Here is an 18,561-nt window from a genome sequence, read left to right as displayed (position 1 = left end):
ACTTTTAGAGGGGCTTTTTAATTTTGGAAATCTCCAGGTACGAAAACGACCCGTATGAAATACTTAATAGCAGGATTAGGCAATATCGGCGAGGAATACCGGCATACCCGTCATAATATAGGTTTTGATGTGGTAGATGATTTTGTTGCCAGGCATAAAGCCTCCTTCCGGAACGACCGGCTCGCTGATGTGGCGGAATGTAAATGGAAAGGGAAAACGTTTATTGTTATTAAGCCCACCACTTACATGAACCTGAGCGGTAAGGCTATCAAATACTGGCTGGATAAGGAAAAGATACCCGTGGAAAACCTGCTTGTGATCCTCGACGACCTGGCCCTTCCGCTGGATGTGCTCCGCTTACGCCCCGGCGGCAGTGATGCCGGGCATAACGGCCTGAAAAGTATCCAGGAATCCCTGGGTACCAACCAGTATCCCCGCCTGCGTTTCGGGGTAGGTAATAATTATCCCAAGGGCCGCCAGGTGGAATTTGTACTCAGTAAATGGAAAAATACAGAAGAACGGATTGTAGAAGAGAAAATATGGAAATGTTCGGATATCATTGAAAGTTTTGCCAGTATCGGCATTGCCCGTACTATGAACGACAGTAATAAACTGACCTTCCCGTCTGTGAAATAAATTTGTTCATCTGGTTCCTATCTGCTTTTTTTATACTTTAAAACAAACGCATTATGAAAATTATTTGCGTAGGCAGGAATTATGCCGACCATGCCAGGGAGTTGAAGAATGAAGTGCCCACAGAACCGGTGTTATTTATGAAACCAAAGAATGCGTTGCTGCAAAACGGGCACCCGTTCTATTACCCGGAATTTACTACCAACCTGCACTACGAATGCGAACTGGTACTCAGGGTGAGCAAAAACGGTAAACATATCCAGGAAAAATTTGCAGATAAGTACTACGATCATATCTCCGTAGGTATCGATTTTACCGCCCGGGATCTGCAGGATAAGCAAAAAGCGAAAGGATTACCCTGGGAAATAGCCAAAGCTTTCGATAACTCCGCAGTGGTGGGTAATTTCATCCCCATTACCCCGGAAATGGATAAAAAAGATATCAATTTCTGCCTGTATAAAAACAAGGCATTGGCGCAATCCGGTAATACACAGGATCTTTTGTTCTCCTTCGATTTCCTGGTAGCCTATATTTCCCGCTTCTTTACCCTGAACATAGGCGACCTCATTTTTACAGGCACCCCCGCCGGCGTAGGACCAACGGAAATCGGAGACGACTTCGAGGCATTTATTGAAAACGACAGCCTGCTGGAGTTTTCTGTTAAATAAGGACCAGCGCGAATTTTGTCTTTCTCGCTGATTACGCTGATTTTACTGATTTTACCTTTGGATTTTATAAAGGATTATGGGAGATAGAAGCGGATATATTCGCTCTTATCTCCCATAATCCTTTATAAAATCCAAAAAGTAAAAATCCAGCTAATCAGTAAAATCAGCGTAATCAGCGAGAAAGACAAAATTCGCGGCGATTCTACGGAATATTTGCATAAATCGTGTCCAGGATCCGGGTTAACTCGGCATAATCCGTTTCTGTCAGCGTTTTCCAGCCAATTTTACGCATATCGTATACCAGCGACTTTACATCTTTATATTTTTCCACTCCGTCCGGGGTGAGCTGTAAATATACCTTCCGGCGATCGTATACATCGGCTTCCCTTTTTACCAACCCTTTTTTTACCAGCAGCTCAATGATGCGGGAAATGGTGGTAATATCCTTTGAGGTATTACGGGCCAGCTCGTTGTGGGTAGTTTTTTTGTGTTTATACAGGTTCTCAATCAGCAACCACTGATCCACTGTAATGTCCTTCTGTTGGGCATCAAACGTTTTTTGCCAATAGTTGCGCAATTTTTTGAGCGTAGCATCCAACTTAAAAAAAGAGGGATTACTGACGAAAGTATCAGGCATATTAATTAATTTGCATTAGCAACTGTTGCTATGGCAACTATTGTTTTTAAATTACCATCATCACCAAAACAGTCTTACTGTGTTTAAAGATAACACAAGCGTTTCAACTTTAAAAACGCCGGCCTCCAACAGGGGTAGTAACGCCGGCGAACGGGCCGAGTTATTAACAGCCTGGCGATTGATGTGTGAAGCCGGCAGTATGGCCGCCATTTATGAGGCAAACCGGCAAATCTGCAAATATGTGCATTCTACTTCCCGCGGACATGAAGCCATACAAATAGCCACCGGACTGCAATTGCGGCCATGGGACTTTGTAAGCCCCTATTACCGGGATGAGAGCATGTTGCTCGCCATCGGTTTTACCCCTTATGAACTAATGCTCCAATTGCTGGCGAAAGGAGAAGACCCTTTTTCCGCCGGAAGATCTTATTACAGTCACCCTAACAACAGAGCGGCCGGTAAACCGCAGATACCCCACCAGAGCAGCGCCACCGGTATGCAGGTGATCCCTACCACCGGCATGGCGCAGGGACTTAAATACCTGGAACAAATACATTCTCCCCTGCTGAAAACAGGGCCGGATGGGGAATTGCCCGTAGTGATCTGTTCTCTCGGAGATGGCAGCGTAACGGAAGGAGAGGTGAGCGAAGCCCTGCAATTTGCCGTTCTGAAACAGCTGCCGGTAATTTACCTGGTACAAGACAACGATTGGGGTATCTCCGCCACGGCGGCAGAAGTAAGAACAATGGATGCATATGAATATGCTGCCGGGTTTAAAGGCCTGGAACGCATGCGGGTAGACGGCAGCGACTTCACCGCCAGCTATGCTGCGATGGAAACCGCTATCAGTTATGTAAGACAAGAACGACGGCCCATACTGGTACAGGCAAATGTACCCCTGCTGGGACATCATACTTCCGGCGTGCGAAAAGAATGGTACCGCTCCGCGGAAGACCTGGAAAAGCATGCAGCCAATGATCCGGTTCCTAAAATGAGAGCGTTGCTGTTGAAACACGGCATTACTCCGGAGGAGCTGGACAAAATTGAGCAGACTGCCGCGGCCGATATAAAGGCAGGATTTGACAAGGCTGTACAGGCCCCGGGACCATTGCCGGAAACGGTGCAGGAGCACGTATTTGCGCCTGCTGCGGTAACAGCCGAAAGTGGTACCCGCACACCAGCCGGTAAGACCAAAGTAGTAATGGTAGATGCAGCCCTTCACGCTGTGGAAGAGATTATGCAGCAGTATCCGGAAGCTATTTTATTTGGGCAGGATGTAGGCGTAAGGTTGGGAGGCGTGTTCCGCGAAGCGGCCACCCTGGGCGAAAAATTCGGACCACACCGCGTATATAACACCGCGATACAGGAAGCGTACATTATTGGCGCTACTGCAGGTCTATCTGCCGTAGGCGTAAAACCCATTGTGGAAGTACAGTTTGCCGATTATATCTACCCTGGATTCAATCAACTGGTTACAGAAATATCAAAGTCGTGTTACCTGAGCAATGGTAAATTTCCCGTACAAACCCTTATCCGCGTTCCGGTGGGCGCCTATGGCGGTGGCGGTCCTTATCATTCCGGCAGTGTGGAATCCACACTGTTAAGCGTTAAGGGAATCAAAGTGGTGTATCCCTCCAATGCTGCCGATATGAAAGGACTGATGAAAGCTGCATTCCTGGATCCCAACCCGGTAGTGATGCTGGAGCATAAAGGACTGTATTGGAGCAAAGTACCCGGTACACTCGATGCCATGACCATAGAACCTGCAGCTGATTACCTGCTGCCGTTAGGGAAGGGAAATATAATACAACGCGCACATCCAAAAGATACTGCCCAGGGCAATACGCTTTGCATAATTACTTACGGAATGGGCGTTTACTGGGCCAAAGCTGCTGCCAAGGCCTATCCTGGCCAGGTAACCATAGTGGACCTGCGCACCCTTTTCCCATTGGATGAAGAACTGGTATTTGACATGGTGAAGCAACATGGGAAATGCCTGATCCTTACAGAAGAACAACTCAATAATTCTTTTGCACAGGCATTGGCAGGACGCATTCAGCAAACATGCTTCCGGTTCCTCGATGCTCCTGTATTTACGGTGGGGGCGCTGGATTTGCCGGCAGTGCCGCTTAACACCGGCCTGGAAGCAGCCATGTTGCCTACGCCTGCAAAAGTAGCAGCTGCTATCAGCGAACTGCTGGCTTATTGACCATCACGATACTAAATTGAAAACGGCCATCTCAATTAAGAGACGGCCGTTTTGGGTTTTCCGCATCCAGGTTAAAGTCGTTTACTACTTTACCCAACCAGTTTATCAGTAACCAGGGTTTTGAACCAGGTTAGGATTAATACTTGTTTGTTTGAAAGGAATCGGGAACAACTTGTACTTATCAGCAGATGGCTGATGATCCCACCAGGTGGCGGTGGTAAATTTGCCAAAGCGGATCAGATCCGAACGGCGTTTACCTTCAAAGATGAACTCACGGCCTCTTTCAGCAAGCAGTTCATTCATGGTGAGCGTAGTAGGGGTATAAGCCTCTGCTGCCCAGTCTTCCGCTTTGAAAGCACGCTTTTTACAGGTGTTGATAAGATCTACTGCATCCTGTGTTGCGATGCCGTTATTTTTTCTCATCAGTGCTTCCGCCTTGTTGAAATAAATTTCTGTCAAACGGTATAATACAAAGTCGTTGCCCCAGTAGTTAGGATCGTTTTGTGTGCCGGGAACATATTTCGCGAAACGTGCGCCGCTGTTCTCTTCACCCTGCGTCATGCCACCGGCGCCGCTTTCTCCTTCTGTGTTTCTGCGGATTTCTTTCACAAATACAAGCGGTTTTCCATTGTATTCCTCTGTGCCGAGTACCAAACTGTCTGCAACGCTGGTGCGTAGTGCCGGATCTTTTTTCTGTGGTCCGATCAGCATCCACTTTTGCTTGCGGAGGTCATTGTCTTTATACGCATCATAAGCAGTAGGAACTACAACGATACTGTTGTTTCCATCTACGTCGGCGTTGTAGACCTGGCGTTGACGGTAGTGCCAGAAATCACCTTGCCATCCGAAGCGGGAGTTACCGGCTCTCAGGTCATAGGCGAGCTGGAACAGGTCTTCGGGGGAGGTATTGTTGTTGTTGGCAAAAGCGCGGAAAATATCCGGTTCAAGTGCGGGCACAGCGCCGCTCAGGGAGCCGCCGTTGCCTGCAATGATCTTATTGCAATAGTTAATACAGTCGTCCCAGCGTGGGGTGCCTGTCCATTCCTGTGCGTTGAGATAGAGTTCTACCAGCATCGCATAGCCGCCCGCTTTGGTGGCGCGGCCTACCATGTCTGCGGATAATGGTTTCAGCAGTTCCACATTTTCTTTCAGTTCTTTTTCAACGAACTCAAATACTTCTTTGCGGGTTTTGGTAGCCGGAGATGCCGGTGTACCTACTTCTGTTACGATGGGAATGTTACCATAGAGGTCCATCAGTTTCAGGTAATGCCAGGCGCGCACCACTTTTGTTTCTGCAATAAAGGAGGCTTTGTCTTCATTGGTCATACCAATTTTAGTGAAGTCCATAGCCGCCAGATCTACCAGTGTATTGTTACAGAAGCCCATTCCCCAGTACATCAGTCTCCACGGATTCCAGGCATTGTCTTCATTAGCAATCCAGGTATGGTTATGCAGGCGGATCCAGTTACCGCCATCATAACCGTGTTTGCCTTTCTGCGGCCATGCCAGCTGATCGGCGGAAAGCTCCTGCAGGCGCCAGTAGCCGGTTTGACCGGTAGGGGCGGCCCATGCGCCGGCATGCGTAAACGGACGCAGTACGGCAGACAGTACTTCTTCTTTATTATGATAAAAATTATCTGAAATAATTTCGCTGTATGGTTTTTCATCGAGCTTGGTACAGGCGCTCAATCCGAGGGCCAGCAAGGCTGCGCTGATATATGCTTTATTTTTTTTCATACGTTACAATTTTGCTGCTTTTAAAATCCAAGGTTCAATCCGATAGTGTAGGAGCGGGTGCGTGGATAAAATCCTCTTCCATCTATACCGGAATCCAGCGCAGTATCCTGCAGTTCGGGATCAAGACCGCTGTATTTTGTGATGGTAGCGATATTACGGCCGCTCGCATACACGCGCAGGTTGCGGATATATTTGGTTTTCAGTTTGAAATTATAACCGAGGGTGATGTTATCCAGTTTCACGAAATCGCCTTTTTCCAGGTAGTAGTCAGAGAACTGTGGATCGTCATTCAGCTTATCATTTTTACCGATAGCAGATGATAACATGTTATTCGGTTTCCATTTTTTATTACCGAAGTACATATCCTGCAGGTTCAGGATATCGAAACCGAATTTGCCGCGGAAGAGGATACTCAGGTCAAAGTTCTTGTAACGGAAAGTATTGTTCCAGGAAGCCATGTACTTGGGAATACCATTTCCGATCACTGTTTTATCGTCCGGATTGATTTCAGAAGTAGTGGCTTTACTGCCATCTTTTTTATAGAACTGCCATTTGCCGTCGTCAGTAAGACCTGCGTAGCGGTAGCCATAGAAAGTGCCGAGCGGACCGCCTTCTACTACGCGGATGGCCTGGCCAAGATTACCCGGAGATGGGAGATCTCCATAAAACTGTTCAGTGGCTTTATAAATCTGGTTGGAGAATGACACCATTTTATTCCGCTGGGAGTTGAAGGCGAGATCACTGTTCCAGGAAAAATCTTTGCTTCTTACCGGTACCGCATTGATCACTACTTCCACCCCGTTGTTGGAGATCTCCCCTACGTTGGTGAAGATATTATCCAGGATATTGGAGGGCAGCTGTGCCGTGTAGTTGAATAACAGGTCTTCTGTTCTACGGCTGTATACATCAACGGAACCGCCGATTCTGTTTTTCAGCAGGGAGAAATCAAGACCCACGTTGAACTCTTTCTTCTTTTCCCATCTCAGGTCCGGGTTTGGATTTTTATTGGGGCCATAAGTCTGGATCCATTTACCATACTGGAGGTAAGCGCCCCCTGTTCCCAATGTGATCAGGGATTGGTAGTTAGGAATACCCTGGTTACCGGTAACGCCATAGCCGGCGCGCAGTTTCAGGTGGTTGATAACAGTGAGGTCCTGCATGAAGGCTTCTTTTGAAATCACCCATCCGGCGGATACTGCAGGGAAGTTACCCCATTTGTAGTTGGCACCGAAGCGGGAAGAACCTTCATGGCGCAGGATAGCCTGCAACATGTATTTCTGTTTGTAGTTATAGTTTATCCTGCCGAAGAATGCAATGAGGGTGTTGTCTACCTTGTTGCTGCTCTGTGTAGGGCGTGGCAGTTTGGGATCATTTAAGGCGTTACCTGCAGAGATGTTCCAGTCTTCAAACGCATCGGTGAGGAAGCCGTTGTTATCCATGGCATACTTTTCCAGGGTGCTGTACTGATAGCTGTAGCCGCCGAGCACATTGAATGTATGGTCTGAATTGATTGTCTTTGTATAGTCTACCGTAGCTTCAAAAGTTTTATCCATAGCGGCGGAATTGGCTTTATACGCATAACCGCCACCCTGGAAGTCCTGGATGGAAGAGCGGGAAGCCTTCATTTTATACTGGCGGTCAGTATACTCATCGCGGACAATAGCGCCGAAGGCAGAAAATTTCAAATCCTGAATAGGCTCCAGCGTTATACGTGCATCTCCTGAATAGGTTTTCTGATCCCTTTCGTATAATTCCTGCTGTAAGCGGGCCAGTGGATTGTAGTTATTGAAACCGTTTGTTTCAACATATTTACCATCAGGTCCAAAAATCGGCGCAGTAGGATTCCGTTGTACTGCCTGCTCAAAATCGGCGCCCGGGTTGCCGGCTTTGTTATCACCGTCACCGCTGTTTCCACCGTTTAAGTTGGCTTTACTGAAATTGCCTGCCAGGTTGAACTGCATGGTGAGCATGCCCTGTAAGCCGGTCTGGTTTACATTCACCCTTCCGCCGTATTGGTTACGGCCGTTTTCGAGGGCAATACCATTGGCATCGTTGTAATAAAGGGATGCGCGGTAGTTGCTGTTTGCAGTACCACCGGAGGCTGCGAAGTTGTGGTAATGACTAAGATTGTTTTTGTCGAGCAGGAGATCATACATATCCACATCGGCGCCCTGGTCATTGGTAGCGCCGGCCACTTTTACATATTCTGCTGCGCTGAGTATGCTGGGTCTTTTGGCCACAGCTTCGCGTTGCAGGTAGGTAGAGTAAGTATACTGCGGATCACCTGCTTTACCTTTTTTAGTAGTGATGAGGATTACCCCGTTGTTACCGCGGGTACCATAAATAGCTGCTGCGGAACCGTCTTTCAAAACGTCGAAAGTAGCGATATCATCCTGTTGCAGCAGGTCGAGGTTGCCTCCGGGAATACCATCCACAACGATCAGCGGCTTCATATCACCGGATATGGAGCTGATACCCCTGATCTGTATAGAAGCGCCGCTGTTGGGGTTATTCCCCTGGGTCCTGGTAACGGATAAGCCGGCTACTTTACCCTGGATCAGATCCATTGGAGAGCGGGAGCCGCCCTGGTTGAAGTTTTCCGCCTTTACGGTAGCTACTGAAGTGGTTACTTCATTTCTTTTTTGGGTACCGTAACCCACTACCACTACGTCTTGCAGCGACTTTACGGAAGCTGCCAGTTTTACATTCATGGCAGTAGCTGATGCCGGTACTTCCTGGGGGAGGTAACCAACAAAAGTAAATATCAGCACGGCATTTTCCGGTGCCTGCAGGGTAAAGGTACCATCGGGTTTGGTGATGGTTCCGCTGCTGGTTCCTTTTATCTGAACAGATACACCGGGAATTGCGGTGTTGTCATTGGCATCCGTTACTTTTCCGGATACGGTTTTGCCTTGTGAAAAGGCAAACAGCGAGAAGAGCATCAGTACCATACTGGCAAAGCAGGTCCGTGCCCAAAACGTGGATCGTTTGTGCATATACGTTAATTGAAGTTGGTTAATAAAGAAAAGCCCGGGTTGCTTATTAGGAAAAACGATTTAGCAATAAGCCTACAGGCTGATTTTTAAAATTTTTCAGATACTGGTTTAATCATTTAAATAGTGAAAAATATCTCCTGAATGAAGATGCTGCCTGGTTTCCGGTCAGGCATGCAATGGTTCCCATTATATTCGCATAAGCAAAATGTACGATCCTTACAGTACTGTTTTAGTCAGTAGTATATCGATTTAGCAAACAATAAGAATAACAAGTTCAGTTAGCTTTTTTACCTGGAATATATTTTAATTACTATGTTTTTTTCGTTCATACGCGGTGTGTAATGCATAGATTTCCCGGCGCCAATCATAGTCTCCGTTAAAAAATCGATTTAGCAATAGGTTCCAAAAAAAAGATCCATGTGAATCTTTTATTAAATAACAAGTCAAATAACGCAGCACTTTTTCTCTTGCCCGGAATAAAAGTAGTATTTATTTGTATTAAATGAAATCATTTTTAACATTTTTTTTTGAGATCCGGGTCAAACGGAGGGATATACCGGATCAATCACCGGCTGTACATATCGCTGATTTCTTTCAGGATTTCATAAACGGCCTGCTGATTACCTTCGTTATAGCGTCGGGCCCAGAAAGAAACCAGCCAAACGGTCATCCGGTGTGCACCCAGGTCGTTGTTATTCAGTGAAGGATCTACGCGAATCATGCTACTTAACACCTGTCTTACCTCTCCAATGAAATTTTCTGAGGGGCCATGATCAGTACTGATAGCCATCTTAATATAGAATTTTTCCAGCTGTGCCGTTACGTTTTCATTTGCCTGGAGTGCGCTATAAGTGAGTAATAATTTTTCCACATAATAACGTGCCGGGGAACGTTGGTAAGTATTATACGGCAGCATTTCGTATAACAGGTTTTTATAACTGGCGAAGGATGCACGCAGCCGGGCCTCATCGCGGCCAGTCCAGGCAAGTTGCCGGATAGCGGGCTCTAACCCGTGATTTTTCGTATAGGCGGTTGTGTTATACGGATCTTCCGATTCTCCTTCATAATACAGCGGTTGTACATATGAATGCCACATCAGTGCGAGATCAAAAGTTTGCTTTTTTTTCACCACATGGCTGTCCAGTTGCAGCTGTTCATGCAGCAGATAGGCAGTGGCATCACGGAGCTGGGAAACGCTGAGCGGAAATTCTGCAGCGGTCTTCATTTCATAGGTAACGCTGTCTACCGCCACTGCGGCCTGTACTGTCGCTTCATCCAGCGCAACAGCGGCAGCTGCTCCGGCTTTGTCATTTGACAAATATTCCGGCTGGCTGCTTTTACGCACAGTTCGCACTGTAATAAAAATAACCACCATTGCTGCAATACATACAATAGTAGCAGTATAGGTCTTGTTTCCCATATGGATAAAAAGGTTAACTATCAACAAATATATTATAATATGGCGCAAAAAAAAGTGATTAGCAGGAATACTGTTAATCACTTCAGGAGATGTATTATAAGGGATTGGAGGATAGATATAATATTTGATGTCCTGTTCAAGCACATGTCCACAGGTGACAATGTAAATGTACCGCCGCAGCAATTGCTGTGGAAGACGATTCAGGAAAAGTATTTATAGATTCCGGAAAAAGAGGGAGGGGAGTAACAGGGAGACTAACCGGCCTCCCTGTAAAAGAAAGTATTAGATATCGCCGGAAACGGGACTGTTGCCTGCTTTCGCGGCCTGGCTATCGCGGGTATTTTTCTGTACCGTGATAGCGCCGAAAACGCTCAGCAAAAATGCAAATGCGTAAAATCCTTTTTCGCTTGGTGCAAGGGTGGCATTCCATAATCCGATAGTAAGCAACAGGATGGTAAGCAACATGGACACCCAGCTGAGACCATAATAAATGTCGGTTACGGGAACACCTTCAATCCTGTCGCGCACGCACTTCTGGACAGATACCGCTGCGAACAGGCCGTACATTAAAACGGTGAAGTAATATCCTTTTTCATTCAGTTGCATAGTGGATGCATTCCACAGGCCGATGATGAAGCCCAGGATACCTGCAAATACCGCTACCCAGGAGGCGGCAATAAATGCCATTGATGGTTTTTGTTTCATTGAGTAATAAAATTTGTTTAGGGATTGGGTTGATGGCTAACAAAAACTGCTTTCAGGTATTGATGGCCTGTTGTAATAATACTATTTATTTTCGATCTGTTGCGGTATAAAAAAAGTCCTGCACTTTCAGTACAGGACTTTTACTTTTTGTAGCGAGGAGCGGATTCGAACCACTGACCTTCGGGTTATGAGCCCGACGAGCTACCTCTGCTCTACCTCGCATTGTGGAGTGCAAATGTAGGTAAATAATTTAAACCACAAAATTTAAATGTTGTTTTTTATGAGCACAGCCGCATGTTCCAGGGCAATGAGGTTTTTGCGTGGAAAAACAGATCCGGTGTAATGTAGTGCCGTAGCGCGTTTGATGGAATTGGTCTGGCGCTTCTTTTTTATTTTCTGTGAGATGAAAAATATTTTTGATAGAAGAGATGACTAATAGTTTGATATGAATAAACTGCCAGCCATCTCTTCTTTCTAAAAAAAATTATATCCTGCTTCTTCGTAATCTTAATAAAGTATTTACGAGCGTATCAATATCCGCACAACTGTTGTAGAATGCCAGTGATGGCCTCACGGTGCTTTCCACGCCAAACCTGCGAAGGATGGGCTGTGCGCAATGATGGCCGGATCTTACTGCAATTCCTTCCTGGTTGAGCGCCGCACCCACCTGTTCAGTTGTGAAATCTTTAAATACAAAAGACAACACGCTTGTTTTATCGGGAGCGGTGCCTATCAGGCGCAAACCAGGTACCTCTTTCAATAACTGTGTGGCATATACGAGCAAGTAATGTTCATACTGGTATATAACATCAATGCCTATATGATTTACGTAATCAATTGCAGCGCCTAGTCCTACGGCGTCGGCTATGTTACCGGTACCGGCTTCAAAGCGCCCGGGGGCGGCGTGGTATTGGGTGTGTTCAAAGGTTACATCTTTGATCATATTACCGCCACCCTGCCAGGGTTGTGTTTCATTCAGCAATGCCTCTTTGCCGTACAATACGCCGATGCCGGTGGGGCCAAAAACTTTGTGCCCGGAAAATACGTACCAGTCGCAATTAAGCCGCTGTACATCAGCGCGCATATGCGATACCGCCTGGGCGCCGTCTACCAGTACTTTAGCGCCTGCCTGGTGGGCGAGTTCCACTATTTGTTGGGCCGGTGTAACGGTGCCGAGTGCATTGGACACCTGTGTAAAAGACACCAGCTTTGTTTTAGCGCCAAGCAGTTTCTGGTATTCAGAAAGTATGATCTGCCCGTCGTCATCCACAGGAATTACTTTTATCAGCAATCCTTTTTTGGCAACCAGTTGTTGCCACGGTACAATGTTGGCATGATGCTCCAGGTGGCTCAGAATAATTTCATCGCCTGCCTGCAGGAATTGTTCGCCCCAGCTTTTGGCGACGAGGTTAATGGCTTCCGTGGCGCCGCGAACAAATACGATTTCATTCACGGAGGCAGCATTCAGAAAAGCCCTTACCTTTTCGCGGGCGCCTTCATAAGCATCTGTGGCGCGTGCTGCCAGTTCATGAGCGGCGCGGTGAATATTTGAATTTTCATGTTCATAAAAATAGCTGATCCGTTCAATGACACTCCGCGGCTTCTGCGTGGTAGCGGCATTATCCAGCCATATCAGCCGGCGGCCGTTCACCTGTTCCTGCAATATGGGGAAGTCCGCCCTCACCCGGTTGATATCCAGCGGAGGTTGGGTAGCGCCGGTGATACCTGCTGTTTTTTCCGGTAAGAAATAGTAGGAGGTGCCTGCGGAAGGCAGCTGCGATGTATAGGTCGATGACGGTATACTTTTCAGCGCCCGTTGCAGTTCCTGTTCAAAAGAAGGATCATACGCCGTTGTTGGATGCGTGAGCGCAGCTGGTGAAATACCGCTGCCTGCCACAGAAGCAGGAATGCCGCCGTTACCGGAAAAGTGGGGATCCGGTAAACTGGTGGGCGCCTGCGTAACATCCGTTACGCTTCCCTGTTGCAGTAACGGGTCCTGGATGGGGGCAGCAGATGCGTAGCCTGCGGAGGGCGCATCATTACCGGATTGCAGGGAGGAAAACAACTGGTTGGCCAGTTTTTCCAATGCGGCAATATCCGGTAATCCATCGGGTTGTAAATTATTTGTATTCATGGTACTTGCCTATTTCTACATCATCCAATACAGCAATGGCATCGTCTACCAATACTGCCAGTGAACAGTAAAGGGATACGAGATAGGAAGCAATGGCCTGATGGTTAATGCCCATGAAGCGCACAGATAACCCGGGCGACTGTTCTCCCGGTAAGTTAGGCTGGTACAAGCCAACTACTCCCTGCCTGCTTTCGCCGGTGCGTAAAAGAATGATCTTGGATTTACCGTTTTCGATGGGCACTTTATCGGATGGTATCAGCGGAATGCCGCGCCAGGTAATAAATTGAGAGCCGAAAAGGGAAACGGTGGGAGGAGGCACACCCCGTCTGGTGCATTCCCGGCCAAAGGCGGCAATGGTGAGCGGATGCAGTAAAAAGAAACCGGGCTCCTTCCATACTTTCGTGATGAGTTCATCCAGGTCGTCCGGAGTAGGCGCGCCGGTGCGTGTTTTAATACGCTGAGAGGCTATTACGCTGTTCAGCAAACCATATTCCTTGTTGTTAATCAGTTCGCTTTCCTGCCTTTCCTTAATGGTTTCGATGATCAGCCGCAACTGTTCGCTGATCTGGTTGTAAGGTTTGCTGTAGAGGTCCGACACGCGGGTATGTACATCCAGCACCGTATTCACTGCACTGAGATTGTACTCACGTGGGTTATCAATGTAATCCACAAAAGTTTGCGGCAGTTCGCGTTCATCCCTTCCGGAACAATCCACGGTTACATTGCTTTCATCTTTTACTTTGTTAAGCCTGTATACGCCCGATTCTACCGGGATCCAGCTCATTAATCGCGTGAGCCAGCGGGGGGTAATGGTAGACATTTGCGGGACCGTACGGGTGGCAATGGCAAGCTGTCTTGCGGCGACGTCGCCTAGTGCGGTCTGAACTTTCTGTTGAGTTTCATCAGCCATGTGGGGATCAGTTTTTGAATTTTAAATAATTGTGGTGTCATTGGCCGGAAGCAAAAATGTGTGGTGGCTCATTTTCACTCCCGCCGGTGGGTGTAATAGCAGTTAAATTAAGCCTTTTTGTTTAATTATCGGCGCACATTTTTAATCTGTGGGCGGGGCAGGTAGGCGCCTGCGCGGAGAGGTGTTGCCCGTAGAAATATTATTTATATTTTTACGACAAATGTGGGTCGGCATTTACCGGCCTGGAAACAAAGCCATGGCGGTAATAGGGAACAGTGAGGGCTACGGTGGCAGTATGATAAATGGAGTGGCAGGTGCATGCCTGCCACTCCATGGTATTACAGGTCTGAATAGTCTGTTGGTCTCAGGAACAGGATATCTGATTTAGATACATTGTGACTGTATTCTTCCAGCGCCGACAGGGCTTTCCATTTCGGATCTGCACTAAATGCCTTCCAGTGTTCATCGCGGTCTTCCTTATTGTTGAAAGTGGTCATGTACATCAGGTTGGGCATGCGTGAACCGGAAATGACAGTGGCATAAAACACCGCATTAAAGTTGAGGTTTTTGAAAATGCCGATTTCGTCGCCGGTATTGAACATCTTTACTTTATTGACGTGGTATTTCTCGGAAGGGCTTTCATAACTGCGTAGTTCGTATACCCGCTCACTTTTGGGAGCTTTCAATGAGGGAGCCTCCAGTACGGGCATCCCGGGAAACGCCTGTAACAGGATGGATTCTATCCTGGTAAAAGGAACGTTGTTCCAGGCTGCATCCGTATAGTCTTTCCCGTTAGCCTGGAAGGCCTTGTCGGCCTGCAGGGTTTTATCCAGGTTGGTGAACTGTTCGAGCGACTGGAATGGGATCAATACATAGATCCGGATTTCGGCCGTATCGGCAGTAACCGGTTTAAACACGCCGGCCTGTTTGATGCCTGCATGGTGTAATGCCGGGAGAAATGCTTTTTCCAGGTAATTATCTACCAGTGTTTCCTGCGTTTTTGTTTTCAGGTGGTAGATTTTGATCTGATAAAATTGTCGTTCTTTGGCAGTGAGTGTAGCTGAACAAAACATCATGAGTGCCATTAAGAGGGTGGAATATCTTTTCATAAAAAATTAATTGTATACCTGACAAAATACAGCAATTGAGGCAGGAATTATAGTATTGCCGGGATTGTGTTATTTTTCGATCTTAAAAGAATAATTATGTCTGAGCCGGTAATGTTGATAGACCAGCCTAATAACAGGGGAACTTTATATGCCGTAGTGGAGCAGGATGACAGAGTGGCTTATTTTTACCTGTATCCATCGGAATTGCTGACCACAAAGTATTCGCCGCGACCGTGCTGGTTGCGTAACCTGCAGCCGGCGCCCGCAACGAAAGATGTTGCGGCCATGAAAGAAGGCATGGCGCCTATGTTGGAAGCAGCCTACTGCAACCACCCGGAAGGCCGTGAACCGCTGGAAAAAGAGCGTATAACAATTGTATGGACGGAAGGAGAGGGAGATGGAGCAGCGGTATTATATGATAATGAAATACTGGGTGTAATACCCGGTTGGAGTTTGTATAATGACGAACACGCGGTAGCCTATGCTGCGGATTGTACCGGCGCCGGCGAAAACGACCGGCTGATGCCACTGGGCAAACGGGGCGCCAACGCCATGTATGAGCGCGTAGACCAGGCCATTGCCTTCTGGAAAGACTGGGAAGGCGAAACCAGCCAGGCATGGAGCATTTTACAGGACCGGTATCTGAAAGCCTATGAAGCGGAGTTTGGTCCCATTCAGAAGTACTACGCCATCGACGGCGGACAATGGCCCCCGATGGCATTAGGTAAATTTGAGAAAGATGAGGTCGTATACCTGCTTACCCTGGGGGTGAGTATCCGCCCGATGCCGTGGGTAGAGCTGCTGTACAGCGACCGGGCACCCGGGTTTCGCCGGATGGAACTGGCGATGGCAGTGAGCAGTAAAGATTTTACGGATAAAGAGATCATGGCCATGGCCGGCCTGATGTCTGACATGGCCGACAGGCCCTGGAAACAGGTTACCTGGCTGGGAGAAGGCCATACGGTAAGCTCCGGTGAACTCCCGGCGCCTTTCGAAAGCGTAGTGGTATCGTCCGCCTTATATAATGGCCCCGCCATCGGGTTGCCGGAGGTATATGGCGATAAGGTGAACTTGTACTGGCTGGCCCCCATCACCAAACTGGAAAGGGAATATGCGCACTCCCGGCCTAATGCAGGCTACGACCTGCTGGAGAAAATGATCCATCATAACCTGAACCACATTGTTACCCGCAGGCCCGAATTGCCCGCTGATAAATAAGAATACCTCTGTTACAGGAAAAGGTCTGCCACAAAGCAGACCTTTCTCTTTACTGGTGGCCGGTTTAAGAAATTTTTAAAAGAAAGTTGAAATAATCTGTAACGAAGTGATTCCATCGCCTACTAATTCTGAAAAGAAAATCAAAAAGCACATGAAAAATATCTTCAGGAATATCGCAGCAGCTACATTGGTAATCACAGGCTTATTTGCAGGTAAAGCGGTTGCACAGCAGCCAACCAGCCAGGACAAATCATTATTGTGGGAAGTCAGCGGTAACGGGTTATCGAAGCCCTCTTATTTGTATGGCACCATCCACATGATTTGTGAAAATGATTTTAAAGTAACCGAAAAAACAAAGCAGGCATTAAGTAAATCGGCGCAACTGGTGATTGAAGCTAATATCCTCGACCCCAATATTAATACCATTATGGCTAAAGCCATGGCGTCTGATGTGCCGTTGAGCAAGAAATTATCTCCTGCCGACTACCACGACGTGGATTCTATCCTGAAAAGTAAATGTGGCGTGCCTTTGGCGCCGTTTGAAAACTATCAGCTGGTCGCTACTATCTCCCTGCTGGCCATGAAATCATTTCCCTGCCAGGAATTAAAATCTTACGAAACTACTTTTATACAAACAATGCAGGCGGATAAAAAGCATGTCGATTACCTGGAAGGATTGGAAGAGCAGGTGGGATACCTGCTGAAATCTTATACCGATAAACAAATTGTTGAACAGGTAAAGGCTTTCGACAGCAGCAGTATAAACATGAACAAACTGGTGGCAGCCTATAAAGCAGAAGAGCTGAGTACTATGTACAACCTGATGACTACCCCGGACCAGATGGATGAAAATGCCATTCACTGGATGCTGGAAGTGCGGAACAAAAACTGGGTTGATAAAATGCCCGGAATGATGCAGCAGGAAAGCACTTTCTTTGCAGTGGGCGGCGCCCATCTCGCAGGCCCTATCGGATTGATTAAATTATTAAGAGAGAAAGGATATACGGTTACACCTATTTTGAACTAAAGATATCACCGATTGAAAAACAAGGAAAAAGAATTTCTTGAACTGGTTGAAGCCCACAAAGGAATTATTCATAAGATTTCCAGGATGTATATGGATGCTGAAGATGATCAGCAGGATCTGACACAGGAAATCATCTACCAGCTATGGAAATCTTACGACTCCTTTCAGCACCAAAGCCGCTTCTCCACCTGGATGTACAGGGTTGCGCTGAATACCGCACTGGTATTCTTCAAAAAAGAAAGAAGAAAAATGGTTGTTACAGACACCATGCCGGAACACATGGCCATGGAAGAAAATATAACAGCTACAAAAGAACTGCAACTGGCACACTTTTACAGGGCGGTACAGAAACTGGAAAGACTGGAAAAGGCATTGGTTTTTCTTCACCTGGAAAATTATTCCCACAAAGAGATCGGTGAAAACCTGGGTATCTCCGAAGGAAATGCCAGAATTAAGCTCAGCAGGGCAAAAGACAAATTAAAAGAACTGATTAAAAAACAAGGTTATGAATTTTGATGATATAAAATCTGCATGGAACAACGATAATGAAAGCGGCAATGTAGTGGTTCCTTCCAGTGTAGACCAGTTAAAAACCTTACAACTGCCGGTGGAAAAACTACGTAAAGCGATGCAAATGGAATTTTTTGTACAGCTTTTCAGCCTGGTACTGATAGCGTTTACACCTAAAATTTTTCCACTCGATCCGGTGATGGTGGTGCCTTTTTATGCGGTGTACCTGGTGGTGATAGCCATCTCTGTTCAATATTATTATAAGTTTAATACTTTTTATAAGAGTCTTGGTACAAATACCCTCAGCTCAAAAGATAATCTATATGCTTTGTATTACGAGGCCAGGCTGAATATTGAAATGTATAAAGCTTACACCTATACATTGCTTCCTTTTGCATTGATCATTGGCGTTATGTACATGGTGAGCCATAAAAGCAGCGAGATGACCAGTTTGCTGGAAAAGGCTGCTGATCACCGGGGAATCGCGCTGGGTTTAGCTGCAGCTTTTGTTTTGCTGGTATTACTGATTACCGCCTTAACGGAAATATGGATTAAACAAAGTTATGGGAAGTACCTGAAGCAGATAGGGCAGGTGCTGGAACAGTTTAAAGAAAATGCGTAGATAAGAATAAAAATAAAGCGCGGGTC

16 protein-coding genes and 1 tRNA gene are annotated in these 18,561 nt (G+C 46.8%); 7 read left to right on the top strand and 10 right to left on the bottom strand.

Features of this window, described 5'->3' with window-relative positions:
• Positions 1 to 54 precede the first annotated feature (54 nt).
• Together pth and QFZ51_RS30845 are read left to right on the top strand one after the other, a co-directional pair.
• Positions 55 to 636, top strand: coding sequence for an aminoacyl-tRNA hydrolase (gene pth / locus QFZ51_RS30850; RefSeq protein ID WP_370912529.1), 582 nt, complete (start codon positions 55 to 57; stop codon positions 634 to 636).
• A gap of 53 nt (positions 637 to 689) precedes the next feature.
• The gene (locus QFZ51_RS30845) at positions 690 to 1,301 is read left to right on the top strand and encodes a fumarylacetoacetate hydrolase family protein (protein ID WP_209863114.1); all 612 of its coding nucleotides are present in this window, start codon (positions 690 to 692) and stop codon (positions 1,299 to 1,301) included.
• A 202-nt stretch (positions 1,302 to 1,503) separates the two neighbouring features.
• Here the strand turns inward: QFZ51_RS30845 and QFZ51_RS30840 are convergent, their stop codons facing one another.
• Entirely contained in the window at positions 1,504 to 1,938 is a 435-nt protein-coding gene (locus QFZ51_RS30840; RefSeq protein ID WP_370912527.1) for a MarR family winged helix-turn-helix transcriptional regulator, read from the bottom strand.
• A gap of 79 nt (positions 1,939 to 2,017) precedes the next feature.
• On the opposite strand from QFZ51_RS30840, the gene QFZ51_RS30835 reads away from it, so the two are divergent.
• Positions 2,018 to 4,147: an alpha-ketoacid dehydrogenase subunit alpha/beta gene (locus QFZ51_RS30835; protein ID WP_429051354.1), complete on the top strand. Its 2,130-nt coding sequence runs from the start codon at positions 2,018 to 2,020 to the stop codon at positions 4,145 to 4,147.
• A gap of 105 nt (positions 4,148 to 4,252) precedes the next feature.
• On the opposite strand, the gene QFZ51_RS30830 is transcribed toward QFZ51_RS30835, so the two are convergent.
• From QFZ51_RS30830 to QFZ51_RS30790, 9 genes are all read right to left on the bottom strand, one after another.
• Positions 4,253 to 5,884, bottom strand: a complete 1,632-nt coding sequence (locus QFZ51_RS30830; RefSeq protein ID WP_429051352.1) for a RagB/SusD family nutrient uptake outer membrane protein — start codon at positions 5,882 to 5,884, stop codon at positions 4,253 to 4,255.
• A gap of 20 nt (positions 5,885 to 5,904) precedes the next feature.
• On the bottom strand, positions 5,905 to 8,880 hold the full coding sequence (locus tag QFZ51_RS30825; RefSeq protein WP_429051350.1) for a SusC/RagA family TonB-linked outer membrane protein: 2,976 nt from the start codon (positions 8,878 to 8,880) through the stop codon (positions 5,905 to 5,907).
• 565 nt (positions 8,881 to 9,445) lie between these two features.
• Positions 9,446 to 10,300 carry a hypothetical protein gene (locus QFZ51_RS30820; protein ID WP_429051348.1) on the bottom strand — a complete coding sequence of 285 codons (855 nt, stop codon included), beginning with the start codon at positions 10,298 to 10,300 and terminating at the stop codon, positions 9,446 to 9,448.
• A gap of 282 nt (positions 10,301 to 10,582) precedes the next feature.
• Positions 10,583 to 11,005, bottom strand: a complete 423-nt coding sequence (yiaA, locus tag QFZ51_RS30815) for an inner membrane protein YiaA (RefSeq protein ID WP_429051345.1) — start codon at positions 11,003 to 11,005, stop codon at positions 10,583 to 10,585.
• A 150-nt stretch (positions 11,006 to 11,155) separates the two neighbouring features.
• Positions 11,156 to 11,227 (bottom strand) — tRNA-Met (locus QFZ51_RS30810).
• A gap of 262 nt (positions 11,228 to 11,489) precedes the next feature.
• Positions 11,490 to 13,139 carry a family 2A encapsulin nanocompartment cargo protein cysteine desulfurase gene (locus tag QFZ51_RS30805; protein WP_429051344.1) on the bottom strand — a complete coding sequence of 550 codons (1,650 nt, stop codon included), beginning with the start codon at positions 13,137 to 13,139 and terminating at the stop codon, positions 11,490 to 11,492.
• Positions 13,126 to 14,049, bottom strand: a complete 924-nt coding sequence (locus QFZ51_RS30800) for a family 2A encapsulin nanocompartment shell protein (RefSeq protein ID WP_429051343.1) — start codon at positions 14,047 to 14,049, stop codon at positions 13,126 to 13,128. Before QFZ51_RS30800 ends, QFZ51_RS30805 begins: the two co-directional genes overlap by 14 nt.
• A gap of 211 nt (positions 14,050 to 14,260) precedes the next feature.
• The gene (locus tag QFZ51_RS30795) at positions 14,261 to 14,383 is read right to left on the bottom strand and encodes a hypothetical protein (RefSeq protein WP_429051342.1); all 123 of its coding nucleotides are present in this window, start codon (positions 14,381 to 14,383) and stop codon (positions 14,261 to 14,263) included.
• Positions 14,384 to 14,387: 4 nt separating this feature from the next.
• Positions 14,388 to 15,158 (bottom strand): NIPSNAP family protein, encoded by a 771-nt coding sequence (locus QFZ51_RS30790; RefSeq protein WP_429051341.1) that lies wholly within the window; start codon positions 15,156 to 15,158, stop codon positions 14,388 to 14,390.
• Positions 15,159 to 15,254: 96 nt separating this feature from the next.
• Between QFZ51_RS30790 and QFZ51_RS30785 the strand changes: the two genes are divergently transcribed.
• The 4 genes from QFZ51_RS30785 to QFZ51_RS30770 all read left to right on the top strand — a co-directional run bounded on the left by QFZ51_RS30785 (position 15,255) and on the right by QFZ51_RS30770 (position 18,535).
• Positions 15,255 to 16,376 (top strand): suppressor of fused domain protein, encoded by a 1,122-nt coding sequence (locus QFZ51_RS30785; protein WP_429051338.1) that lies wholly within the window; start codon positions 15,255 to 15,257, stop codon positions 16,374 to 16,376.
• A gap of 151 nt (positions 16,377 to 16,527) precedes the next feature.
• Positions 16,528 to 17,403, top strand: coding sequence for a TraB/GumN family protein (locus tag QFZ51_RS30780; protein ID WP_429051336.1), 876 nt, complete (start codon positions 16,528 to 16,530; stop codon positions 17,401 to 17,403).
• Positions 17,404 to 17,415: 12 nt separating this feature from the next.
• Entirely contained in the window at positions 17,416 to 17,919 is a 504-nt protein-coding gene (locus tag QFZ51_RS30775) for an RNA polymerase sigma factor (protein WP_429051334.1), read from the top strand.
• A complete protein-coding gene (locus QFZ51_RS30770) occupies positions 17,909 to 18,535 on the top strand; it encodes a hypothetical protein (RefSeq protein ID WP_429051332.1) in 627 nt (208 codons plus the stop codon). The genes QFZ51_RS30775 and QFZ51_RS30770 overlap by 11 nt, the downstream gene beginning before the upstream one ends.
• Positions 18,536 to 18,561 lie beyond the last annotated feature (26 nt).

Origin of the sequence: Chitinophaga sp. W3I9, assembly GCF_050434025.1 — a bacterium.
Classification (GTDB): Bacteria; Bacteroidota; Bacteroidia; order Chitinophagales; family Chitinophagaceae; genus Chitinophaga.
Note: the sequence above shows the minus strand (reverse complement) of the source record. Positions and strands in the feature narration are given on the sequence as shown.